The 22800-nt window shown below is 45.6% G+C and carries 20 protein-coding genes and 3 pseudogenes; 14 read left to right on the plus strand and 9 right to left on the minus strand.

Translation table 11 applies throughout. The features are described from left to right. Positions 1 to 19 precede the first annotated feature (19 nt). A complete protein-coding gene (locus tag D0A34_23070; protein UNU21346.1) occupies positions 20 to 502 on the minus strand; it encodes a hypothetical protein in 483 nt (160 codons plus the stop codon). Between the two features lie 180 nt (positions 503 to 682). On the opposite strand from D0A34_23070, the gene uvrB reads away from it, so the two are divergent. Further along, positions 683 to 2695 carry an excinuclease ABC subunit UvrB gene (gene uvrB, locus D0A34_23075; GenBank protein ID UNU21347.1) on the plus strand — a complete coding sequence of 671 codons (2013 nt, stop codon included), beginning with the start codon at positions 683 to 685 and terminating at the stop codon, positions 2693 to 2695. A gap of 68 nt (positions 2696 to 2763) precedes the next feature. After that, positions 2764 to 3162 (plus strand): DUF2281 domain-containing protein, encoded by a 399-nt coding sequence (locus D0A34_23080; protein UNU21348.1) that lies wholly within the window; start codon positions 2764 to 2766, stop codon positions 3160 to 3162. Between the two features lie 64 nt (positions 3163 to 3226). Here D0A34_23080 and D0A34_23085 read toward each other — a convergent pair whose 3' ends face one another. The 3 genes from D0A34_23085 to D0A34_23095 form a co-directional block, all read right to left on the minus strand. Beyond that, on the minus strand, positions 3227 to 5914 hold the full coding sequence (locus D0A34_23085; GenBank protein UNU21349.1) for a ParA family protein: 2688 nt from the start codon (positions 5912 to 5914) through the stop codon (positions 3227 to 3229). Positions 5915 to 5916: 2 nt separating this feature from the next. Beyond that, positions 5917 to 6456 (minus strand): hypothetical protein, encoded by a 540-nt coding sequence (locus D0A34_23090; GenBank protein UNU22426.1) that lies wholly within the window; start codon positions 6454 to 6456, stop codon positions 5917 to 5919. Positions 6457 to 6699: 243 nt separating this feature from the next. Then, positions 6700 to 7737 carry an NADP(H)-dependent aldo-keto reductase gene (locus tag D0A34_23095; GenBank protein ID UNU22427.1) on the minus strand — a complete coding sequence of 346 codons (1038 nt, stop codon included), beginning with the start codon at positions 7735 to 7737 and terminating at the stop codon, positions 6700 to 6702. 205 nt (positions 7738 to 7942) lie between these two features. Here D0A34_23095 and D0A34_23100 point away from each other — a divergent pair, with 205 nt between their 5' ends. The 5 genes and pseudogenes from D0A34_23100 to D0A34_23120 all read left to right on the plus strand — a co-directional run bounded on the left by D0A34_23100 (position 7943) and on the right by D0A34_23120 (position 14973). Then, entirely contained in the window at positions 7943 to 9082 is a 1140-nt protein-coding gene (locus D0A34_23100) for a DegT/DnrJ/EryC1/StrS family aminotransferase (protein UNU21350.1), read from the plus strand. 149 nt (positions 9083 to 9231) lie between these two features. Further along, positions 9232 to 10110, plus strand: coding sequence for a cyanoexosortase B (gene crtB / locus D0A34_23105; protein UNU21351.1), 879 nt, complete (start codon positions 9232 to 9234; stop codon positions 10108 to 10110). After that, entirely contained in the window at positions 10107 to 10826 is a 720-nt protein-coding gene (locus tag D0A34_23110; protein ID UNU21352.1) for a cyanoexosortase B system-associated protein, read from the plus strand. The genes crtB and D0A34_23110 overlap by 4 nt, the downstream gene beginning before the upstream one ends. 129 nt (positions 10827 to 10955) lie before the next feature. Beyond that, positions 10956 to 12533: pseudogene (locus tag D0A34_23115) on the plus strand (polysaccharide export protein). Between the two features lie 163 nt (positions 12534 to 12696). Further along, on the plus strand, positions 12697 to 14973 hold the full coding sequence (locus D0A34_23120) for a lipopolysaccharide biosynthesis (protein ID UNU21353.1): 2277 nt from the start codon (positions 12697 to 12699) through the stop codon (positions 14971 to 14973). Positions 14974 to 15358: 385 nt separating this feature from the next. Here D0A34_23120 and D0A34_23125 read toward each other — a convergent pair whose 3' ends face one another. Continuing rightward, positions 15359 to 15637, minus strand: a complete 279-nt coding sequence (locus D0A34_23125; GenBank protein ID UNU22428.1) for a hypothetical protein — start codon at positions 15635 to 15637, stop codon at positions 15359 to 15361. A gap of 440 nt (positions 15638 to 16077) precedes the next feature. Here D0A34_23125 and lpdA point away from each other — a divergent pair, with 440 nt between their 5' ends. Then, entirely contained in the window at positions 16078 to 17514 is a 1437-nt protein-coding gene (gene lpdA, locus D0A34_23130) for a dihydrolipoyl dehydrogenase (GenBank protein ID UNU21354.1), read from the plus strand. Between the two features lie 70 nt (positions 17515 to 17584). Here lpdA and D0A34_23135 read toward each other — a convergent pair whose 3' ends face one another. Continuing rightward, positions 17585 to 17974: a HEPN domain-containing protein gene (locus D0A34_23135; protein UNU21355.1), complete on the minus strand. Its 390-nt coding sequence runs from the start codon at positions 17972 to 17974 to the stop codon at positions 17585 to 17587. Continuing rightward, a complete protein-coding gene (locus D0A34_23140; protein UNU21356.1) occupies positions 17971 to 18306 on the minus strand; it encodes a nucleotidyltransferase domain-containing protein in 336 nt (111 codons plus the stop codon). The genes D0A34_23135 and D0A34_23140 overlap by 4 nt, the downstream gene beginning before the upstream one ends. Before the next feature lie 77 nt (positions 18307 to 18383). Here D0A34_23140 and D0A34_23145 point away from each other — a divergent pair, with 77 nt between their 5' ends. Next, the gene (locus D0A34_23145) at positions 18384 to 18707 is read left to right on the plus strand and encodes a hypothetical protein (GenBank protein UNU21357.1); all 324 of its coding nucleotides are present in this window, start codon (positions 18384 to 18386) and stop codon (positions 18705 to 18707) included. Positions 18708 to 18723: 16 nt separating this feature from the next. Further along, positions 18724 to 19071, plus strand: a pseudogene (locus D0A34_23150) (hypothetical protein). A gap of 68 nt (positions 19072 to 19139) precedes the next feature. Here the strand turns inward: D0A34_23150 and D0A34_23155 are convergent. Further along, positions 19140 to 19397: a hypothetical protein gene (locus D0A34_23155; protein ID UNU21358.1), complete on the minus strand. Its 258-nt coding sequence runs from the start codon at positions 19395 to 19397 to the stop codon at positions 19140 to 19142. 416 nt (positions 19398 to 19813) lie between these two features. Further along, positions 19814 to 20575: an NC domain protein gene (locus D0A34_23160; protein UNU21359.1), complete on the minus strand. Its 762-nt coding sequence runs from the start codon at positions 20573 to 20575 to the stop codon at positions 19814 to 19816. A 160-nt stretch (positions 20576 to 20735) separates the two neighbouring features. Between D0A34_23160 and D0A34_23165 the strand changes: the two genes are divergently transcribed. The 4 genes and pseudogenes from D0A34_23165 (at position 20736) to trpC (ending at position 22637) form a co-directional block, all read left to right on the plus strand. Further along, complete coding sequence (locus tag D0A34_23165; GenBank protein UNU21360.1) at positions 20736 to 20915, plus strand: hypothetical protein; 180 nt, start codon at positions 20736 to 20738, stop codon at positions 20913 to 20915. 76 nt (positions 20916 to 20991) lie between these two features. After that, positions 20992 to 21240: pseudogene (locus D0A34_23170) on the plus strand (type II toxin-antitoxin system HigB family toxin). 34 nt (positions 21241 to 21274) lie between these two features. After that, the gene (locus tag D0A34_23175; GenBank protein UNU21361.1) at positions 21275 to 21679 is read left to right on the plus strand and encodes a transcriptional regulator; all 405 of its coding nucleotides are present in this window, start codon (positions 21275 to 21277) and stop codon (positions 21677 to 21679) included. A gap of 58 nt (positions 21680 to 21737) precedes the next feature. Continuing rightward, entirely contained in the window at positions 21738 to 22637 is a 900-nt protein-coding gene (gene trpC, locus D0A34_23180) for an indole-3-glycerol phosphate synthase TrpC (GenBank protein ID UNU21362.1), read from the plus strand. Positions 22638 to 22800: the final 163 nt, after the last annotated feature.

A 22800-nucleotide genomic window follows, 5' to 3' on the forward strand; every position in this document is an offset into this window, starting at 1 on the left:
ACAACTAACAACTGACTAATTAATCTAAAAAGCCCATTAATGTCGAGCTATCGTCAATTTCGTTTGAGGCAATAGGGCGGTTTCCTCCCATTGTGGAGTAAACTTCATCAATGTGCAGAGTGCTCATGCCAATAGGGCGGGCACCGGACATACTGAACATTTCGCTGACTTGCATGGCGCTAGAGCCGATCGGGCGATTGCCGAGTGTAGCAACCACTTCAAAGTCGCTGGATTCGACCGGGCGATTGCCTACAGTGCCGTAGGTTTCGCTGAGGTGCAGGGTGCTAGTGCCGATCGGGCGGTTCCCCGAAATCGAGACGGTCTCGCTGATGGTAAAATCGTCTGGGCCGACGGGGCGGTTGTCATGCAGGAGTTGCGGGCGATAAAGTTGAATTCCTGTTGCTTTGGCATCCGTGGGTTCTGTCGGTTGGCTTTTGGAACCTGCTTTGCCACGGCGGGCGAGTGCTTTGCCTTTGCCTGTACCTGTGCTCCTCGTATCCATAATTCTTTTCCTCGCTTATTGCTGTTGATTGCTGGGTTCGGACAACTGCTTTTGTGAGCTTTCTGCTTTCTATTTGGGCCGATGATTAAAATAATATTACAAAGTCTAACTATTTTCTTAGAGAAATTGCAGAATCTCTGCATTTTTGTTAAGATTTATGGGTAATAGCTACATTTTCCTATGGTAACTGCGGCAGCATCTTTTCAATTGCAAGCGCCCTTCCAGCCCACAGGCGACCAACCGCTAGCGATCGAGCAACTTGTCAAAGGCATCGAAGCGGGCGATCGATTTCAAACCTTACTCGGTGCCACAGGTACGGGCAAAACCTTCTCCATTGCCTCGGTGATTGAAAAAGTCGGCAGACCCACCTTAGTCCTAGCACACAACAAAACTCTAGCCGCTCAACTGTGCAACGAACTGCGTAATTTTTTCCCCAACAATGCAGTCGAATACTTTGTCAGTTATTACGACTACTACCAACCTGAAGCATACATCGCCGTCACCGATACTTTCATTGAGAAAACGGCAGCAATTAACGACGAGATCGATATGTTGCGGCACTCAGCCACGCGATCGCTCTTTGAACGCCGCGACGTAATTGTAGTTGCTTCAATTAGCTGCATCTACGGTTTGGGAATGCCCGCAGAATACCTGAAAGCTGCTATTCCTTTGCGAGTAGGAATGGAAGTAAACCAGCGGCAAGTTTTGCGCGATTTAGTTAACGTCCAATACAGCCGCAACGATATAGATTTAGGTCGAGGCAAATTTCGCGTCAAAGGCGATGTTTTGGAAATCGGCCCCGCTTACGAAGATAGAATTATTCGCGTTGAATTCTTCGGAGATGAAATCGATGCCATTCGCTACGTTGACCCGGTAACCGGTAAAATCCTGCAAAGTTCAACGGCTTTAAATATCTATCCAGCGCGCCACTTTGTCACCGCAGAAGATAAATTAGAGGCAGCTTGTCAAGGAATAGAACTCGAATTAGAAGACCGACTGGCAGAATTTGAAAAACAGGGTAAACTATTAGAAGCTCAGCGGTTGGAACAGCGCACTCGCTACGATTTGGAAATGCTGCGCGAGGTAGGTTACTGCAACGGAGTCGAGAATTATTCGCGGCATTTAGCAGGGAGAAATGCGGGGGAACCGCCAGAATGTTTGATTGATTATTTTCCGAAAGATTGGATGTTGGTGATAGATGAATCTCACGTCACAGTGCCGCAAATTCGGGGAATGTACAACGGCGACCAAGCGCGCAAAAAAGTATTAATCGAACACGGTTTTCGCTTGCCCAGCGCGGCAGATAACCGCCCTTTAAAAGCAGAGGAATTCTGGGCAAAAGAAAATCAGTGCATCTTTGTTTCTGCTACGCCTGGGGATTGGGAAATGGAAATATCGGAAGGCAGAGTTGCAGAGCAAGTAATTCGCCCTACCGGAGTAATAGATCCGACTATTTTTGTGCGCCCGACGGAAGGACAAATTGATGATTTGTTGGGGGAAATTAAGGAGAGAGTAAGTCGGGACGAGCGAGTTTTGGTGACGACTTTAACGAAGCGGATGGCGGAAGATTTAACGGAATATTTGCAGGAGAGGGCTATTAAAGTCCGGTATTTGCACTCGGAAATTCAGTCGATTCAACGCATCGAAATTATCCAAGATTTGCAGGATGGTAAGTTTGATGTATTGATTGGCGTTAACTTGCTGCGGGAAGGTTTGGATTTGCCAGAAGTTTCGCTGGTGGTAATTTTGGATGCGGATAAAGAGGGGTTTTTGCGATCGGGACGTTCGTTGATTCAAACGATTGGAAGGGCGGCGCGGCACGTTCAGGGACAGGCTATTTTGTACGCGGATAATTTGACGGATAGTATGGTTAAGGCGATCGACGAAACGGATCGACGCCGGGGGATTCAGCTAGCGTACAATAAGATGCACGGGATTACGCCGCAGCCGATCGCGAAAAAGCGATCGAGTAATGCGATTTTGGCATTTTTGGATGTGTCGCGCAAGCTGAATTCTCAGCAGTTGGAGGAGGTTTACGAACAGGTAAACGAGTTATCTTTGGATGAGATTCCTCAGTTAATCGGGCGGTTGGAAGCGCAGATGAAGGCGGCGGCTAAGAAGTTGGAGTTTGAGGAGGCGGGTAAATTGCGCGATCGGATTAAGCATTTGCGGGATAAGCTATTGGGACATTAGACTTCTGATGAAAAGCAGAGTCTTGAGCAGGCAAGATGCCTGCTCCACAAGAATTATGCGAGACATAAATGAGCAAATTTCAATTATTGGATGCCGTGACTTTAACCGAAGCAGTCGCCCTCGCAGATGGCGGAGTTGCACCCCCAGAAACAGCCGGGGCGATTGTTGAGGTATTCAAAAAGGGTGAAGCCTATTTAGTCGAGTTATTTGGCGGATGGGTGAAAGCAGAAGTTGGCGGGGATTTTGTGCCTGCAACTCAGGATGAACCGGGCGCATTTATGGAAACGATTGGTGTTGAAACAGTTTATCCGCATCAGTTGCAATTAGTAAAATCTGCCAGCGAAATGATGGGAGATCGAGAGCGTTTACAGTCAGTTTTGGATAATTTATCTGAAGATTTAGTGGCTGAAGTCTGCGATTTTGCCGAGTTTTTGCAGGAAAAACAGCAAAAAGTGCGATCGGATTAAGGATTTGTGAGAAAAACTACTCTGTCATTAACCTTAAACTTAAAAACTATTATAATTGTGTCTCTCAAGACTTCTGTCCAGCACGGCGTGCTAAAGCTAGAATTCTTGGACGCCCACCAGCCGTCATTGAAAAGTCTAACCCCCAACGGAAAATTTCCGGCATATAATATTCATCATTTTCACGGATGACTACACCATTATCTTCCAAGATTTTCATTTCTTCTACTGAGAGTTCAATCATATCCCTCGTGAAGGGTATTTTCCGCTTTTCTTTTGGTAAGTTACGCAACTTAGTGAATACATCTTTCAATGCTGTGTTTTCTATCTCAATTTCATCAATTTTGTTCCGGCTGCATTCGGGCAATGCCCCCTTGATGGCTGTAGGGATAAGTATCCGATCTTGCCAGCGACTATCATCATTGACAGACTCTTTGGCTGCTAAGTGTAGAAGCCGTACCAAATCCCGTGCTTGAATTTGTCCCCTGAGATCCGAGATTGCTGCGAGCGCAAATCTGGCAGAACCAGCTTCTTTAGAGCGTTCGCTTCCCAGTCTTTTACCCCATAAAGGAACTAAAGCTTCCGTCAGTTCTTCTTCATTCATATTTTGAAGTTTTTCATAATTAATTTGGGGAAGCATATTTACTCGTTTTGTTACCCAAGCAACCAGCCGCAGTGCTTCTTCCCGATTCCACTTCAAAGCGTAAGGTTCATATCGAGCCATCATTTGAGCTGCATTTTGGTGTACAGCAGCAAGCACTATATCGCGTCGCACAAATATAATAATACCTAACGGAAGACCCGGCTGTTGCCCTAGCCATTCAGGGACATCCTGAAGCAGAGATCGGATAGCAGTTTGTTGAGCTGGATTGCTGGCAAAGTTTTGGAAAAGGTCTTCTAAGCCATCAATAACAACAACCAGTTGCTTTTTAGTAGCGGCTAGATACTCAGTTAATCTTCGGCCAGCATTTTCTAGCGTAGTATCTTCTGCTTGGGATTTTGTTTTTTTATGGTCGAAGCCAACACCCCAGGCTATAACATTTAACCAGCGATCGCGCCACTCTCCTTCGTGAAGATTATTGAGCCGATAACTATCTCTGATATAGTCACGAATAGGACTGGCATCTGGCGCCTCGAAACCCAACACCTGTGCTGCCTTTGTTCGCACGTTTCGGACTATATTTTGAGCAGATTCTTGCAGGTTGCTTGACTCTATAATGGGGCAAATAACAGCATTACTTTGGACTTCTATTGCACCAGCATCTATGGCAAACTTTTGCCATGTTTCTCTGCAAACAATCTGGAGAAAAGTGTAAGTTTTACCTGAACCTTTCGCGCCAACTATTACTGTAATAGGGAGGCGGCGACGGTGATCAGAAGCCAAGTGCCGCAAGGGAGTGGTAGCTAAAAAGTCATTTACTTCTGCATTTTCTGCAAACACTAATTGTTTAGCTATCTTGCTCAGTTCTTCTCTTTGGGACTTCAAGCTAGAAAGGGGGTCTTCAATAAGTTTGCTGCACTGAATTGGTAACCATTCTACTAAAGGACGTACAGCATCAACAATTCCCGATCGCAACAGACGAGTGACTACCTCTTCCCAAGTAGGAGGCAAAACCAGTAGACTGTCAGTAAATGATGTCAAGACTCTCACAGGTTCGCCACCTTCTCCTAAAAACGGACTAGCAGCTTCAAGCAGTTTAGTTTCCGCTTCTAATACTATATCGCTGGGTCGCTCCTGGTCTGGAATCTGGTTAATAATCAATGCAGGCAATGGTTCAGTATCTCTCCTAGAAAGCGATCTTTCTCCAAGAAGCTCTAGAAGTCTTACTGTTCCTGAAATAGACTGTGCGCTTAAAGTGGTAACAAAGATACGGTAGACTCGCGGATCTAAGATTAGACCTGTAGAAAGTTCAGAAACTCCAGCCCGCAGGTCTACTATCACAAAATCAGCGCCTAAAGCTTGACCGAGACTAGCTAAAATATTCGTTAATATAAAAGGGTTTTTAGCACCTTGAAAAAGATGTTCTGGTCGGATCTCTAAAGCAGTAAATTTTTCTGTGAAACGGAACGAAGGTAACACATAAATCCCATCAATTAGAGCATTTTGAATTCGGTCTGCTACTAATTGAACAGCATCTACAGCGTCAGGAGAAGGATCGCCGTGAACGAGGGCGATCAGGTCAGCAAAGGAGACACTAGGATTAGGCAATCGGCGAGCAAAAACCCAACTAATCCCAGGTGCTTCTAAGTCTCCATCTACAAGGAGAACTTTATGTTTATCTTCCGTTAGAGCCTGTGCTAAAGCCAGAGCATGGGTTGTGCGTCCAACGCCACCTTTAAAGGAATGAAAAGCTACTACTGGCGGTAAATCAGGTGGTAAAATGTCTGGATATTCAATATCTTCGCTAGGGTGCCAAATCACTGCTGGTCTGGACAAACTGGGGGTTAGTCTAGGAGTAGATGGTTCTTCTTCTGTCTCCTCAAAAAAAACTGGGAGAGTACGTTCATGGTTGGGGAGACTTTCTAAAACAATCAAACCCTCTACCATCTCTTGCTCTGGATTAATTCGGAACCGAGGATCATAGACCTCGTACAACCAATTCTTTGCTTGTACTTGAGTGCCGGGGCGAATTCCCATAGTTAGCTCGTCCCAGTAAGCTCTTGCCCATACCAGCCATTCTGGCCACTGTTGCATTCGCAGTAAAACTTCTTCTGCGTCAACCCAAGTGTAAAGACGAATATCTGACGGAATCATCGCTATATTTCCTCTTTAATCCAGTTGTAAATTTTTTCCAGCCACTCAACTAGCTGCTTTTCCTTCTCAACGTTCATCCCAATTCCATATCGCCATACTTGATGAGCTTTGGCTACTTCTAAGTCAGAGCCACCAACAGCCAAGCTGAAAGCAGGCGCATAACCAATGGTAGCAGAAATTTTGAGTTCTTTTTTCCATCTATTTAAGTTATGACCATCTGGAGATAACATAGTTGAGTCGGCAATATCATTTGTCGTTCTCAGATTATTGCGTTTTAACCACACACTCTTCATGCCGCATTCAGCAGCATAAAAGAGTAACAAGTAAGAAGAAAGACCTTGTGTTTTTTTAGCGGCGGCATTATGAGCATTAAAGGCTTGCTTCAATCCTCTCACATGAGCAGCAACCATTTTAGAGCCTAGCTTTGTTTTTTGACCTTTGATTTGGACTAGAGCCTTTTTTAGATTATCTAAATAAGTGAGCTCCTCAGACTTTTGTGCTGGGTCAACTAGCAATTCGATGTAATTTAATAACTCCTCGATCGCCTTCAGTGTTTGCCGATCCAGATTCAGTTTAGAAAAGTCTAGGTTTCGTAAAGAGTCGGGCATAGTAACTTTGAATGTATTCTTCTTATATTATAGCTGAGCTATCAACACCTAACTACCTAAAAATTAGTGGATGCTTGGCAAGATAAACTGTTGCCGCTCTTTGGCTTTATGAGGGCAGGCAAGCTTGCTGCCACGCTTAGCCTGCCACATAATATCAAACTTAAAACCAGTTGTCAACTATGGCGTCGGATTCGGATACTTAGCGTGCACCGCATCGATTTCCGCTACAATCTCCCGATCCAAATTCACCTCCAAACTACCGATATTTTCCTCCAACTGTTCGAGACTTGTTGCACCGATAATTGTGCTAGTTACAAACCAGCGCGATCGCACATACGCCAAAGCCATCTGCGCCGGACTTATCCCATGTTTCCCCGCAATCTCAACATACGCTTTCACCGCATCGTTCAGATTAGTTTTATCGTAACGCTGGCCGAATCCCGCGAATAAAGCCAACCTAGAATTTTCGGGAATTCCATTCAAGTATTTACCCGTTAACAGCCCAAATCCCAAAGGACTGTAAGCCATCAATCCCACATTCTTAAAACGGCAAGTTTCTGCTAAATTTAGGTGAAATGTCCGATTGCTCAAACTGAAAGCATTCTGAATCGAAACAACTTTCGGCAATCCGTGTTTTTCCGCCAAGGTGCAGAACTCGCAAACTCCCCAAGGTGTCTCGTTGCTCAAACCCAAATAGCGGATTTTCCCAGCTTTAATCAAGTCAGCAAATACCTCTAACTGTTCCAAAATCGGGACTGTTTCGTGTTCTTGGGCGAGGTCGTAATCCGGCGCGCCAAATAGCGGGACGTAGCGATCGGGCCAGTGGATTTGATACAGGTCAATGTAGTCAGTTTGCAAGCGCTTCAGGCTGTCATTCAGGGCTTTTTCGACATTTGGGCGATCGATCTGATTTTTCCCTTCCCGAATCCACTTTAATCGAGTGCTTCTGCCCGCCACTTTAGTAGCTATAATGACTTTATCCCGCTGCTGTTTCGCCAACCATTCGCCGATATATTCCTCTGTTTTTCCCTGAGTTTCCGCCTTTCCAGGGACGGGATACATTTCTGCCGTATCGATAAAGTTGATGCCTCTATCGATCGCAAAATCGAGCTGTTGGGCCGCTTCCTCAACGGTGTTCTGCTGACCGTAAGTCATCGTACCCAAACAGATTTCAGATACTGATAAGTCGCTGTCGCCGAGTTTTTTGTATTCCATGATTGCGATTGCTGCAAAATTCTCTGCTTCTATATTACCGAAAAACTTTCCTTTAGTTGAACGCTCAAAAAAAAGTACGTGAAGCGCAGCTATTCCGTAAAAAATCTCCCTTTCCCCTCTTTTACTCTGCGTCCTCTGCGGTAAAAAAAAATTAAATGCTATCCGCACTAAAATGTTAATATAAAGAATTATGTCTCGATAGTTTATGAGTAACCGCCCGCCAAAAGTTCCGTTTGTAAACTTTTCACTGCAACACCAACCAATTGAATCGCAAATAGCAGAAGCAATTAGAAAAATAATCCAGGAAGGAGACTTTATTTTAGGCCATGCACTCGCAGAATTTGAAACAGCATTTGCAGCAGCTTCTGGAGTAAAATACGGCGTAGGAGTGGCTTGTGGAACAGATGCGATCGCTCTGGGACTCCAAGCTTGCGGCATTAATCCGGGCGACGAAATTATCATACCCGCTAACACTTTTATCGCCACCGCGATCGCCGTCCTCGAAGCCAAAGCTATACCTATTCTTGTAGATTGCGACCCAGAAACCGCCCTGATTGACCTCACAGCAGCCGAAACAGCAGTTACCTCGAAAACTAAAGCAATTATCCCCGTACACCTCTACGGTCAAATGGTATCGCCCCGGCAGCTTTTAGATTTTGCGAAGCGCCACGATTTAATCATATTTGAAGATGCCGCCCAAGCGCACTTAGCCCACAGAGAAGGATACCGCGCCGGTTCCATTGGTAAAGCAGCAGCATTCAGCTTTTATCCCAGCAAAAACCTTGGTTCTTTTGGCGACGGCGGGATGTTAATTACTAACGATGCACAACTCGCACAAAAAATGCGAACTCTCCGCAATTACGGAGCACCCAGCAAATATTTGCACACAGAAATTGGTACAAACAGCCGTCTCGACAATTTGCAAGCGGCCGTGCTCAATGTTAAATTGCCTTACTTAGAAAAATGGAATCGCGATCGCACCGCCGCCGCCCAACATTACGATACTCTACTAGAACCCCTGAAACACAAAGGCATTGTACCGATCGCCAACCACAGCAGCAGCGGTCACATTTATCACCTCTATGTGATCAAAATTACTGAGGAAAGCTCGATCGACCGCAACACCCTTCAGGAAAAACTTGCCCAAGACGGCATTCAAACAGGCATACACTATCCCCTACCTTGCCACCTGCAACCCGCCTACCAAAACTTAGGCACTCGGGGCGACTTCCCCCGCGCAGAAACCCTGTGCCAACAAATTTTATCATTGCCAATGTATCCCGGATTGAGCAATACTCAGATCGAGCAAGTTGTTCGGGCGATCGTACTATCATTGAATTGCTAATTGTTCATAAAATTTATGCGGCAGGTGTTTCAAGCACTAAGGTGCGGTTATCAAAGCGTTTTTGTGGGGAATTAATAAATCTTTAACTGACAGTTCAAAACCGCACAGCGTTGCGAATCCAGCGCGGCAATCTTAAAACTTCTGACACCATGCAAATCCAGCGCAAAATTCGCATTGTTTTCAAGCGATACCTACTGGCGGAAGGTATCACGGTGCTCCTAGTGCTGCTGTACGCCCCCCTGCTAGTACACTGGTACGACGGCTGGCTCAACAAAAGCATCAGCCTCGAACACGAATATTTCAGCCACGGACTAATTGGTTTGCCCTACGCAGCTTATATTGCTTGGATGAACCGAAAGTGCTGGCGCAGCTTACCCAACTCACCGCATTTTTTGGGAGGCTTTTTGCTGGTACTAGCCACGCTTTTTTATCTGAGTCGCTTGAGCGATTTAGTAAATTTATCCCTGCCCGTAATGCTGGTCAGCATTTGCTTATCTTTAAAAGGAATTCCCGGCTTGCAATTGCAGGCGATGCCGCTTTTGTTCGTATTTCTAGCCTCGCCGAACCACATTCCTTACCTCATAGAACCCTACGCCTTGCCCTTACAGCAATTCATTGCTGAAACATCAGGCTGGATATTAATTAAGGTTGGTCTCAATGTGAGAGTCGAAGAAATTTATCTGTACGTAAACGAGCGCATTGTAGAAGTTGCTCCACACTGTGCAGGCTTAAAAATGCTGTTTACCAGTCTTTATGTCAGCTTAATTCTGCTGGATTGGACGGGAGTTTGGAGGTCTCGCAAAAAAAGTCTTTTGTTTTTAGTGATTACATCCATTATTAGCATCACTTCCAACATTTTTCGCAATACCTTGCTAACTTACTTTCACGGAACCGACAGAGAGGCGCTTTTTAATTGGCTACACGCCGGATGGGGCGGAGATTTATATTCTGCTAGTATACTAGGGTTATTGGTACTTCTCCTCAACGGGATGGACAAGTATTTCCCAACTCAGTCTGGCAATGAATGAAACAGATGATTTCAGCACAGAAACTACTGCGGCGGTATCAATTATCTAAAATTATGGTACTGGTGTTTTTGCTGGTATTAGTTGGGGCAGTAGCAATTCCCGGCTACGCGACGGGAAGGTGGCCTTGGACAAACCCGCCAATCCTTGCCAACCTCAAGCAATTAAGAAGTTTGCGCCAAAACGGGATAAAAATTCCTGGGTGGCAGGTTATAGCCGTTCAGAATAACGTCCAAATTGGCGCTCACAGATGGTTAGTTGAAGAAATTAAAAATGATCAAACAATTGCCATTTTATTGCTGTTGCCTCAAAATTACCCCAAAAACCAGCCCCAAGTGGAATGGCTAGATATCGATGGATTTCACCGGTGGCAAACCGATTCTCATCGCACTTTGAGGTTTACAGTTAAATTAGCACCAATACCCGACCAGCCACCGCCTACTGTCGAGGCCCGGTTGTTCCGAAGCTGGACTGCCCAACAAACTTTTGCTGTCGTGCAGTGGTACGCTTGGCCTAACGGGGGTTCTCCAACAACCATTCGCTGGTTTTGGGAAGACAGCATTGCTAGACTCTCGAACCGCCGCGCCTCTTGGGTTGCTGTCAGTATCATCCTCCCCATTCAACCGCAGGGCGACATTAAGATAGCTCAACCATTGCTCAAATCTCTTGCCGAAAGTGTCCAGGCTAAATTAATTACAGAAACTTTTCGGTTTGAGTAAGCAGGGATGTGCCAATAAATCAGCCTAGGGCGTGGGCAGGTTTTGCCAAAATCAACTGCTTCCTAGTAAATATCCGGATTCAACTCGCCCCTAAAATATCTTATTGTTTTTTCTCGTCGCTATATTTAGATGAAACTTACAAGTCAGGCTATTATTCACAATATTACTTTTTTAAATACTCTCAAAATGCGGGAAAAATCCACAATTAAAAATCGCCTCGCTTTTTCCTTTGCCAGCCTGTATTCAACTGCTTGGACTCTATCTTTTGCTGCTGTATTCTGAGGTTTTAATAGCAAAAATTTTTCGGAAACGGCTTTAGCTCAATCTGTTGTTCCAAGAGACGAGCGACTTGTGGCGCCACCGCCATTGCGTGTACCGCCACTGCCGCCTGCCAATTTCAACCGGGATATTAACCCAGCTTTTCGGAATCGGCCCTACCGCCTGGGCCCGGGAGACCAGATTACTGTTCAAGTTCAGCGCTTCCCAGAGCTAGGTTTTACAGGTCCAATCAGCCCTGAAGGGGTAATTGTACTGCCGCTAATCGGAACAGTAAATGTGCGTGGTCTTACTGTCGAAGAATCACAGCAGCGCCTCCGCGAGCGCTTTGGCCAATTTATCAAAAATCCTCAAATCTCGGCTGCTTTGGTCGTTCAGCGCCCTGTAGTGGTGACGGTGACGGGGGAAGTGGCGAGACCAGGGTTTTATCCGCTCCAAACCCCCCAGCTTCCGGCGGCTCTGGCGGCTGCTGCTGGGACTACTCCTACGGCCGAACTGCGGGCGGTGCGGGTGCGGCGGACTCTGCCGGGAGGTGCTGTCGCGGAGCAAGTTGTTGATATTTTGACACCGTTGCAAACTGGTATTGCTCCGCCGGATTTGCGTTTGGAAGATGGAGATGCGATCGTCGTACCGTATAAACAGGTTACGCCCGATCGCAAATCCGATCAAGATTTAGCATCCAGGTACAGCCTCGCTGCTGCTCCTGTCCCCGTCCAAATCACTGTCACCGGAGAAGTCAGCAAACCGGGTTTTTACACGCTTCCGGCGGGTTCTGGTCGAATTTCGGCTGCTTTGGTGATTGCGGGGGGAGTCACGGGAAAAGCCGATTTGCGGGAGGTGCGAGTGCGGCGGACGCTGATGGACGGCTCGTCCGTGGAGGAGCCAATCGACCTCTACACTCCCCTAGCAAACGCTAACGATTTGTTCGATTTTCCTTTGGCATCGGGAGATGTGATTGTCATCCCGGAATTGGACGCTAGTACCAAAAACCTAGACTACGACAAAGCTCTGGTTTCGCGGTCTACTCTGATTAAACCCAGGATCTACGTTCGAGTTTTGAGTTACGCTAGTGGTGGTTTGACCTCGTTCTACGTAGAAAATGGCAGCAGGTTTTTGGATGCTCTCAATAACTTGCCTGTTAATCTTGCTGACTTGCGGAAAATAGCCCTGATTCGGTTCGACGAAAAGCAAGGTAGAGCAGTCAACCGTTCGATAGATGCTAAAGCTGCTTTGGAGGGCAATGTTTCTCAGAACCCGATGCTCGAAGATAATGATGTGATTGTGATTGGTAGGAATTTGGTCGAGCGCATTGGTTATGTAATCAATACTTTTACTCGACCATTCCGCGATACTTTGGGATTTATTCTGTTCTTTGAGCAGTTGAGAAATGGGGTAACAGATTTGTTCGGCCCGTCACGTAATGATAGGTAGTCATATCATTTTCGATTTTCGATTTTCGATGGGGAATGACTTATGCGATATGCGTTTACAACTTACCTACAGTTGCAGCTTTTTGGGAAATGGGTATCATTTGTCAGCAATCATTAGTTATCGTTAACAATTAGCAATCTAAAATCTAAAATCTAAAATCGTCATGACTTTATCCGTTGTCAAACGTTATTTAATTGCTTTCGACCAATACAAGTGGGTGGGACTGGCTACTCTCGCGGTGACTGTGGGCGTATCGGGAGTAGTGGCTGTGCAGCCAAAGGCGGCGCCAGTTTACGCTGCTACAGGTACGCTGGCTTACCGCAGACCGAGCGTGATTTTTTCATCGACTACTACTAAAATTCAACAGGAAGGACAAGAAATAACTAAAGATATGCTGCTGGATACAACGGTGGTTGAAGCAGCAGCAAAAAAACTCATCAAACCCGCAAAAAAATTAAACCAAAAAGAAGAGCAAGAAGAAGTAAAAGCTTTGGCTAAAAAGCTGGTAAAAGATGTGCAAGTAAAGATGCCCAGTAAGAATAATGACCCCAGCGCTTTGATTCAAGTATTGTACAAAAATGCCGATCGCAAAAAAGCAGAAGCGGTAGTAAAGACGCTGATGAACGAAATGGTGAAGTACAGCACAACATTTAATACTTCTAGACTGCGAGACACGATCACGCAAATTAACCAGCGTTTGCCGAAAGTAACTCAGGAACTCAGAGAGACGGAAGCAAAACTTGAAGCCTACGCAAAACGAGAAGGAACTTCAATTTTAGCTGCTCAGAGCGGTGCTTTGCCGCAAGCGATTACCAGCATCCAACAGCAGCAGCGGCAACTCCGCGTGCAGTTGGGAGGAATTGAAGCTCAAATTAATAGTTTGCAGGATCGCTTGGGATTGAATGTGGAGCAAGCTTACGTCGCTCAAGCACTCTCTGCCGATCCAATTATTGCCCAACTGCGAGTGCAATTGTTTTCGATCGAATCTCAGCTCAAAATTCTCCGCAGCGACTTGCAGGAGGAGCACCCGAAAATTGTAGAATTGCTCAAACAAAAACTTGCTTTTGAGCAGCAGTTGCAGCAGCGGCAATCTGAGGTACTCGGCGGTAACGGGGTGGCGGCTCCGCTCAGAAGTGCCGATCGAATTCGGGTAGACTCTTCTTTAGATCCGGCCAGACAGCAGTTAGCTCAAACTTTGATTGCTTTGCAAACGCAGCGCGATACGGTGCAACAGCAACTTCAAGGAATCGAGAAAACTGAAAAAGAATTGCGTCGGGAACACGCGACAATCCCGAACAAGCAGTTAGAACAAGCGCGGTTGGCCCAACAAGTGGCGTTCAAACAAGCTCTCTACGACAAGATGCAGTCGGCTTTGGTAGATGCTGAGGCGGCGGTAGCTGAGACAACGGGGAGTTTGACAATCGCCCAATTGCCGCAAACTGATGACGTTGAGTCAAATAAGAGAGGTTTGCCCGTGATGCTGGCGGTGGGCGGATTTGTGGGATTGCTGCTGGGCGGGGGGTTGATATTTTTGTTGGGGATGCTCAACGGCAAGTTTTACAGTTGGGAAGAAGTGCGGGCGGCTTTGGTGGAAAAAGAGGTGCCGATACTGGCAGTTTTGCCTGAAGTGACGGTGTTTGATTCCTACGGCGATGAAATGCCTCTGGCCCTAGAGGCAAATTCTCCCTATTTGGAATTTTACGAGCGGTTGCGTACTAATTTGCGCCGGATCGGGAACAAACCCGTGAAGGTGGTGTTGCTGACTTCGGCGGCGCCTTTGGAGGGGAAAAGTTTTAGTGCTTACAATTTGGCAATTGCATCGGCTCGATCGGGTAAACGGACTTTGCTAATTGAAGCAGATTTGCGATCGCCTTCTAACGTTGAATCTTTGAAAATTGCTGCTGATCCTTTGGCGACGGTGGAACCTTTGCACTATTACGGCAATATTAGCGAGTGCGTCCTTTTGGTTCCAGAGGTAGAGAATCTATACGTTGTGCCGAGTCCCGGCTTTTTGCGACAAGCCTCGGCCGTACTAGAATCAAGCGAAATGCGGAGATTGTTTGAGGATGTTCGCAACCGCTTTGATTTTGTGGTGGTGGATTCTCCGGCTTTGAGCGAGTGCAACGACGCGCTGACGCTGGAACCGTACACGGACGGTATGATTTTGGTGGCGCGGCCTGGTTACACTTTGTCTAGTATGTTGTCTGAGGCGGCAGATCAGTTGCTGGAATCTGAGGATGAGGAGTCGAATAAATCCGGGCCGCGGCTATTGGGAGCGATTATTAACGGTGCTGACATTCCGGTCAAGTTCCGCAATGATATTGATGAATTGGAGCTGCCTTTGAGTGCGATCGGCGATCGCGCGATCGAAGTGAAATCGAGGCAATTACCGCAGCAGTCAAAGCCTAAAAACAAGGCTATTAATAGTAAATTGAGCTAATTTATCGGGCTTGATTCTTGGAAAGCAATCCTCAACGAAATATGAATATATTGTAGGTTGCAACCTAAACAGCTTAAGCTTAAAGCACCGTTAACAGCCAGTCGATTTTAGATTTGAGATTTGAGATTTTAGATTCGACTCCACAGATGAATCTGGGAGGCTAAACTTTACTCTAAAATTTTGCGATCCGGGCGACTCCTGTCTTCAAGCAAGTATCAGTTTTTGGGCGAGTTCAACATTCAACAGTCTGTCGATTTTAGATTTTAGATTTGAGATTTGAGATTTAAAAATTGACTCCACAGATGAATCTGGGAGCTGGAACTTCGGTCTAAAATTTTTAGCTTGTCAACAGTCAACAGTCATTACTTGAAAATGTGTCATCGCACTATTGATTGGATTCAGGGCGTTTCTGGTGTTTGCTCTGGATAAACTGTTCCAAATCGGCAATCGCATCTTCAAAATCCGACAAATTAATTTTCGCAGGTCTAGTCTTCTTCGGCAAACTCGAAGACTGACTCGAAGACTTAGCCTGAGGCGGTGGAGATTTAGGTTGTGCCGCTTGAGTGCTGTTCGATTCTATAGAATCGAACAATTCATCCAGGGACTCAAAAAATGATTGAGCCGAGGCCCGGCGTAAATCTTTCTGGTCGTCGTCATCCGTCATAAGCCACTCCATAGACTCTAAAAGTTGCCAACAAACTCTGCCAGCCCCCGGCGCGTGCAGACATGAAAAGCCGACTAAAACAAGCAGGCGCACACAATTTAACCGGGCGGTGGAATGCTTGCGGCTGAACTTGCTGCCCCCATATAAAACCCACAGCGGGCAGTGTCAGCCCTCAAACTATATTTAACTTTACACCCGCCTACTGAGTGATTTGAGACTTGGTGCAGACTCTGCTCAAAATCATTGACCCTGAAAAAATCTCAGTTACGGCTCTTTCGTTGTCTAATTAACCCTAGTCTAGTCGAGAATAAGGAAATAGGACTTGGGCAACTATTACCGCTGTTCAAGGGTTGCGATCGCAACGCGCCAGCTCGAAAGGACGGACATACGGTGTTTTTTGCTTGAGTTCTAAGATTTCAAAGGCATTAGGAGATTTTAAGGTGACTCAGGGATTTGATTACGATTTAGCAATTATCGGCGCTGGCGTGGGCGGACACGGGGCGGCCATACACGCGGTTAGCTGCGGGCTGAAAGTGGCAATTATCGAAGCGGGGGACATGGGGGGGACTTGCGTCAACCGCGGCTGCATTCCCTCTAAGGCGCTGTTGGCGGCTTCCGGGCGAGTGCGAGATTTGCGGAATGCCCACCACCTGAAGACTTTGGGAATTCAATTGGGCAGTGTGGATTTCGATCGCGGGGCGATCGCCAATCACGCTAACACTATTGTTAGCAAACTTCGCGGCGACTTGACCAACAGCCTCAAACGTTTGAACGTCGATGTCATCCAAGGTTGGGGCAAAATTGCCAGTGCTCAAAAAATTACCGTCGAAACCGATAAAGGCGAGAAAACTATTACCGCCAAGGATATTATTCTCGCTCCCGGTTCAATTCCTTTCGTCCCCCCCGGGATAGAAATTGACGGCAAAACTGTATTTACCAGCGACGATGCTGTCAGGTTGGAATCGCTACCGAAATGGATTGCAATTATTGGTAGCGGTTACATCGGTTTGGAGTTTTCCGATATTTACACCGCACTGGGCTGTGAAATCACGATGATTGAGGCTCTAGATCAGTTGATGCCGACTTTCGATCCAGATATTGCTAAGTTAGCAGAACGAGTGTTAATTGCACCTCGCGATATTGAAACAAAAGTGGGTGTTTTGGCTAAGAAGATTACTCCTGGTTCGCCGGTGATTATTGAATTAGCTGATTTCAAGACTAAGGAAATTGTCGAAGTTTTGGAAGTAGATGCTTGTTTGGTAGCAACTGGCCGAGTTCCTGTCAGTAAGAATTTGGGGTTAGAAACTGTTGGCGTGGAAACGATGCGCGGTTATATCCCAGTTAACGATAAGATGCAGGTTTTGGCGGCGGGAGAACCGGTGCAAAATTTGTGGGCGATCGGCGATGTTAATGGCAAGATGATGTTAGCGCATTCTGCGTCTGCTCAGGGAATTGCTGCGGTGGAAAATATTTGCGGGCGTGCCCGCGAAGTTGACTATTTGAGTATCCCGGCGGCGGCGTTTACTCACCCGGAAATTAGCTATGTGGGGATGACGGAACCTGCGGCCAAAGAGTTAGGAAAAACAGAAGGGTTTGAGGTAGCTTCTGTCAAGACTTATTTTAAGGGAAATTCTAAGGCTATTGCTGAAGGGGAAACCGACGGTACGGCTAAGGTGATTTACCGGAAAGATACTGGGGAGTTGTTGGGAGTTCACATTTTCGGTTTGCACGCTTCGGATTTGATTCAGGAAGCGGCAAATGCGATCGCCCAGCGCGATTCTGTGAACAATTTAGCATTCCGAGTGCACACGCACCCAACGCTTTCGGAAGTGTTGGATGAGGCGTTTAAACGGGCGGCTGGAGCGGGTAGTCATTAATTTGTAGGGGCGGTTTTCTTGTTTTATATCCCCGGCTTCTTGAAGAAGTCGGGGATTTCGGTATACTGTTTTAGGGCGGTGGTAGAGTGCCGATCGCATTTTGGGCTAATTCGAGAAATTCTTCAGCTTGGGCGATCGAATCTGCGGCTTGATCGCTCGTAACGGCATCAAGTTCGCCGTAATCTCCAGCATTTCGCAATTCCTGAGCTCTGATGAGGTATTGGTGAAACTTAACAGGAACTCTTCCGGTACGAGCAAATTCTCGGCCAAAGGCACTAATGACTGCGGAATGTTTAGAAAAAGATAACCCTTCCCCTTCTAAAAATGCTTCGGCAATATAAAACATACTGTAGTAGGCGCGAGAGGCTGCATAATCTGGGTATTCGCCATCTAACATTAACTTAGCCGCTGAAAGGCTTTGACGAGCTTTTGCGAGTAAGTTTAATTGAGCCGATGTCATATTAAAATTCCCTCTTTACGGATATTTCTGAGCAAAGGGCCTTGATAATTAGTAAATTTTTCTTCATTCATAAACTGGCAGCTAATCACTTCATCATTTTCGAGCGACAAATCTGCTACAATCTGAAGAGTTCTATCAATTTCTTCGCCTGCTTGAACTGGCGCTTTCAGAACTACTAAAACATCTATATCTGAGTCGGGATGTGCATCGCCTCGCGCTTGGGAACCGTAGAGCACCATTTGCGTGAGCCGATCGCCGTAAAGTTGCTCGAAGTGCGATCGTAACTGAGTTAGGATGGTCTTGAGTTTATCGTTAATAGTCATATTAGTGATAAATTATTTAAGGTCGATATATCCTCTGTGCTAAAATTGCTGTATAGGAACAGGATTAAGCATAAACCAGGTGCGAGGTGATTTCAAGTCAAGATTGGACATGTCCAGAAGCAGCCAGCCAGAAAATACCCGAATCCTGGGGCGATGCACAGCCAAACAAAAAGAAACCAGGTTGGCGGTGGCAAGAGCCAACAAATCAGGGAAATGGTGTAAGAATTGACAAAGGGGATGCAGATAGCAGTTTTCCTTGTCAGCAGGTAGACCACGTTATTATTAGAAAAGACGGTCAAGTTATCGGTAAAAATGGTCAACCCATCCCAGGTAGCATCAAAAATAGTCCCACAGAAGCTCACATCCCTTTAGATGAATGGTTGCAGTGGCCAACCTGGTACGCACCTTAGTAAAGGAGAAAGTTGTATGGTAAAGTATCCGAAAATGAGAGAGGAGTTATTAGAAACTCTCCGAAGTTTGGCAGATAGAGAATATCAACATAAAGCTTGGCTAGAGAGCGATTATCCGCCCGGTATTGAGTGCGACAGTTTTGATGAGGCGGTTCATTTTCTTTACGACGATACAGTGCTGGCAGAAAACCCAAAGGCGGCAATCGGAGTAATTATTGAAGATGAAAAAGAAGCCCGTTTGATCTCAGCAGTTTGTCAGGCTATAGACTTAGTGTTTGAGGCGTTGGGGACAGGAGTTTCTGATGAGGAGTATATTAAATCTTCTGAGTGGACAAGCGTAGTTGAGGCGGCATCGAGAGCGTTGCAGGCGATGAAATTCAATCGCAGGAAGCGGTTAAGGTTTAAGTTAAAGTGCGATCCCCGACGGGATAGCTACCCTCCACGCACTTTAGGCAGAATCCTGCAATGTGGCTGAATTTTGGCAACAACAAAAGGGGATTCGATATCGAGCGACCACTTTTCATCAATAATTTTGAGATGGGTATCTAAAATCAGAGTCAGTTCGCCAATTTCATCATCGCCATCATCGCTAACCAGGTTGTTTTCGCCAGCAGATAAATCGGCTTTGAGTAAAAATTTAAGTTTAATCCAGTGAGAAGTGGAATGGTTGTTGATGATATTCGTGCCCATTGATCGACTGATTAACTCAGCATAGATTGGATGAATGAAAGCTATTTATTCATAAAATTTATTGCTATCCCAGTAACCGCGTATTTTGTAATTGCAGCACTCTAGATGTTTCTCTATGACGTGATTCAGGGCGATCGGTGCTAATAGTTGAGCAAGTTCATCCCAAATTTGGTGATTGGTCACAGTTACTGCATTCCTCAGATTCCATTGGGTTGTCTGCGCTCGGGATTATTTCATTATACCAAATATCCCACTCCGAATTTCTCCTACTGGCTATAGCTTGCCTTATGAATGGTTGTCAAAGCGGTAAAAATTCCCTATGCTGTTGGAGAAACAGAATTAGTGATAGTCAAAAAAAGAGCGATCGCACCTCAATAATAGAAGGGCGATCGCTCTTTCAGCAGCTAAATCAATTTTCACTCGCATTGGAGTAGGTGATAAGCACCTAAACCAATTGCTATACCTAATACTGCGGGAGCCGCAACAGCAGCAGCAATGGCAACGCTACCACCAACCGTAGCAGCAGCAATACCTCCGCCAACACCTCCAATTGTTGATGCAACTTGTCCTGCTATTCTTCCATTTTTTCGTGCTTCACGTTCGCGTTCAGTCAAAGCTTCATCATCTTCAAGTATCTTGCCAACTATGAAATCAGCAGCTAATCCACTGGCTATGCCACCCACACCTACAATACCAGCAGCCGCTTTACCCGCTACAGCAGGCGCTTGTTTAAGCCCTACATTGATGAGAACTTTAGATATAGGGTCAGCAGATTTAATAGCAGCTTCAGTGGCGATTTTAGTTGCAAACTTGGTTCCTGCGCCAATAGCGCTTCCTTGAACTAAACCAGCAACTCCAGCTTGAGCTTGTGCTACTTGTTCACTCTTATATTTTCCTGTTTTGCACCAATAAGCAAAATGCTCACAATTATTGCTAAAAAGGTCATATCCTTTTTCGCCTAACCTGGCCTCTGCTCGTCTGACTACTGAATCATCTGAATAACATTTCCCATACTCCTTTACATTAATTTTGTTTCCTGATGCAAAATCATTTTTAGAAATACGACAAATTTTTTCACCCCCACGCCTTCCGAAATGAATAACACTATCATCGCCACAGTCGATACCGTGATGAGTGTATCCAACGTGTTGAATGTAGATATGATCGCCTTTTGCCATACCTTGTAACTAGGTGAGGTTCAATAAGTATTGAATATCACAGATAACCAGGCTCAGTCAATACGGGAAAACACTTAGACCCTCTGCAAGAAGTTAAAAATAGTGGCAACAATGATTCAAGATTTATTTAGTGGCATCCTAGCGAAATTTTTGAGAGAAAATGCAATTATTTCGCTCGCACTTTTTGAAAGTGATGCAATCCTTGGGACGGCGTTCATTAATTGAAAAAATCCCGAAGGGCGATCGCACATTTTTCACTCTTGCACCGATACTAAAAGAGTATGTGAAAACTAACTATTCCCGCCCAAACATAGAAAAAGAAGCCCGATCGCCCTTTTAGTTAAATTGGGGTTTTAGCCGTTCGCACTTAAATTTGATAGAATTAGGTATCTGCCAAACATCTGAACGATCGCTCAATGCACGTTATCAGCCGCAAAAAATTAAGAGACTACTGCCAAAATCATGCTGATTCCTGCGAAGCCCTCGATGATTCGTACAAGATTGCTAGTCAAGCCAACTAAACTAAACTTATTGAAGTTCCAACTATTTATCCTCAAGCTGAAGCAGTTGGAAATTTTACAATTTTCAACATCAAAGGAAATAAATATCGCTTAACCGTAAGTCTTAACTATCAAAAGTAGATTGTTTATATCAAGTACATTTAGACTCAGGCAGAATATGACAAAGACAACTGGAAAAATGACGCTTACTTTTGACTCCGACAGGTACAGCAGCCTGCTATCTCAATATCAACCTCGACTTATTAAAAATGAAGATGAAAACGAGACTTTTTTAGAAATAGTTGAAAAGTTGCTCTCTCGGAAAAATCTAACTCCCGAAGAAGATACTCTGTTAGAACTTTTAGTCAAACTAATTGAGGATTATGAAGAAACTCACTATCAACTGAATGCTTCAAATCGCCACTCAAGACTTCTTCATTTGATGGAGGCTAGAAGTTTAGAACCAGCAGATTTAGTAGAAATTATTGGCACAGTTGAGACGGTAACTGAAATCGTTAACGGTCAGCTAGAAATTAGCAAAAAACAAGCTGAGGCTTTGGGAAATTTTTTTCGTGTAAATCCGGGTTTGTTTCTGTTTGATTAATCGTAAACCATTATATAATACGTTGAAACTTGTTACGATCGCCCTTTATCCCCCTATCATGCTTCAAATCCGCCGCCGTCCCCCCAGCACATCAGTCTCCGTCCTCTACCTCAGCTACCAAATCGCCGTACCCGACGCCGAACCCCAGCACATCCTCGAAGAAATCGTCTGGCAAAAAGAAGCGGAAGTGGCCCAAAAGCGCGATCGCACCCCGTTAGCCGATCTTCACAAAAAACTCCCCTTTGCACCGCCAACTCGCGACTTTCTTGCCGCCCTCAAAAACGGTAAAACCACACCCGCTATCATCGCCGAAGTTAAAAAAGCTTCCCCCAGCAAAGGCGTAATTCGCGAAGATTTCGACCCGGTGGCGATCGCCCTAGCTTACGAACAAAACGGCGCCAGTTGCATCTCTGTACTTACCGATGAAAAGTTCTTTCAAGGCAGCTTCGACAACCTAGCTAAAATCCGTGCCGCCGTCGATTTACCCTTACTTTGCAAAGAGTTTATTATCTATCCCTACCAAATCTATCTCGCCCGGATTCACGGCGCCGATGCTGTATTGTTAATCGCAGCTATTCTATCTGACAAAGACTTACAATACTTTGTAAAAATTGTCAAGACTTTGGGCATGACAGCTTTAATAGAAGTTCACACTCTCGAAGAACTCGATCGAGTATTAACCCTACAAGGCGTCAACCTAATCGGCATCAACAACCGCAACCTAGAAGACTTTTCCGTCAGCTTAGAAACCACCAGCCAACTATTAGCCGATCGACAAACCGAAATCCAAGCAAAAGGCATCCTCATCGTCAGCGAGTCAGGAATCCACACTCCCGACGACCTAGCTAAAGTGGCCAGCGCCGGCGCCCAAGCCGTCCTCATAGGCGAATCTCTAGTCAAACAGCCCGATCCGGGTGCTGCTTTAGCCTCGCTTGCCGATCGCCCTCCCAGCCTGTGAAAGGCGAGACCGCTTGACAAACCACCCTTAATTCTGATAAAAAATGATTAAGTAGGTAAATAATGAGAATTTCTAGCCTGCATCGACTCAAGCGCTTGACTGTAAAAAAAATAGCACTCAAAGCTATATTGCATAGAAATATTTTGCCAGAAAGCAATTAAAT

This window comes from Microcoleus vaginatus PCC 9802, from assembly GCA_022701275.1.
Lineage (GTDB): Bacteria > Cyanobacteriota > Cyanobacteriia > Cyanobacteriales > Microcoleaceae > Microcoleus > Microcoleus vaginatus_A.

Bases quoted from the DNA above. Each gene is read 5' to 3' on its own strand.
- D0A34_23160 (UNU21359.1), bottom strand. From the start codon at position 20,575: ATGGCAAAAGGCGATCATATCTACATTCAACACGTTGGATACACTCAT.
- D0A34_23120 (UNU21353.1), top strand. From the start codon at position 12,697: ATGACTTTATCCGTTGTCAAACGTTATTTAATTGCTTTCGACCAATAC.
- D0A34_23100 (UNU21350.1), top strand. From the start codon at position 7,943: ATGAGTAACCGCCCGCCAAAAGTTCCGTTTGTAAACTTTTCACTGCAA.
- D0A34_23080 (UNU21348.1), top strand. From the start codon at position 2,764: ATGAGCAAATTTCAATTATTGGATGCCGTGACTTTAACCGAAGCAGTC.
- D0A34_23135 (UNU21355.1), bottom strand. From the start codon at position 17,974: ATGACATCGGCTCAATTAAACTTACTCGCAAAAGCTCGTCAAAGCCTT.
- D0A34_23095 (UNU22427.1), bottom strand. From the start codon at position 7,737: ATGGAATACAAAAAACTCGGCGACAGCGACTTATCAGTATCTGAAATC.
- D0A34_23110 (UNU21352.1), top strand. From the start codon at position 10,107: ATGAAACAGATGATTTCAGCACAGAAACTACTGCGGCGGTATCAATTA.
- crtB (UNU21351.1), top strand. From the start codon at position 9,232: ATGCAAATCCAGCGCAAAATTCGCATTGTTTTCAAGCGATACCTACTG.
- D0A34_23125 (UNU22428.1), bottom strand. From the start codon at position 15,637: ATGACGGATGACGACGACCAGAAAGATTTACGCCGGGCCTCGGCTCAA.
- D0A34_23070 (UNU21346.1), bottom strand. From the start codon at position 502: ATGGATACGAGGAGCACAGGTACAGGCAAAGGCAAAGCACTCGCCCGC.
- uvrB (UNU21347.1), top strand. From the start codon at position 683: ATGGTAACTGCGGCAGCATCTTTTCAATTGCAAGCGCCCTTCCAGCCC.
- D0A34_23155 (UNU21358.1), bottom strand. From the start codon at position 19,397: ATGGGCACGAATATCATCAACAACCATTCCACTTCTCACTGGATTAAA.
- D0A34_23085 (UNU21349.1), bottom strand. From the start codon at position 5,914: ATGATTCCGTCAGATATTCGTCTTTACACTTGGGTTGACGCAGAAGAA.
- trpC (UNU21362.1), top strand. From the start codon at position 21,738: ATGCTTCAAATCCGCCGCCGTCCCCCCAGCACATCAGTCTCCGTCCTC.
- D0A34_23165 (UNU21360.1), top strand. From the start codon at position 20,736: ATGCAATTATTTCGCTCGCACTTTTTGAAAGTGATGCAATCCTTGGGA.
- D0A34_23175 (UNU21361.1), top strand. From the start codon at position 21,275: ATGACGCTTACTTTTGACTCCGACAGGTACAGCAGCCTGCTATCTCAA.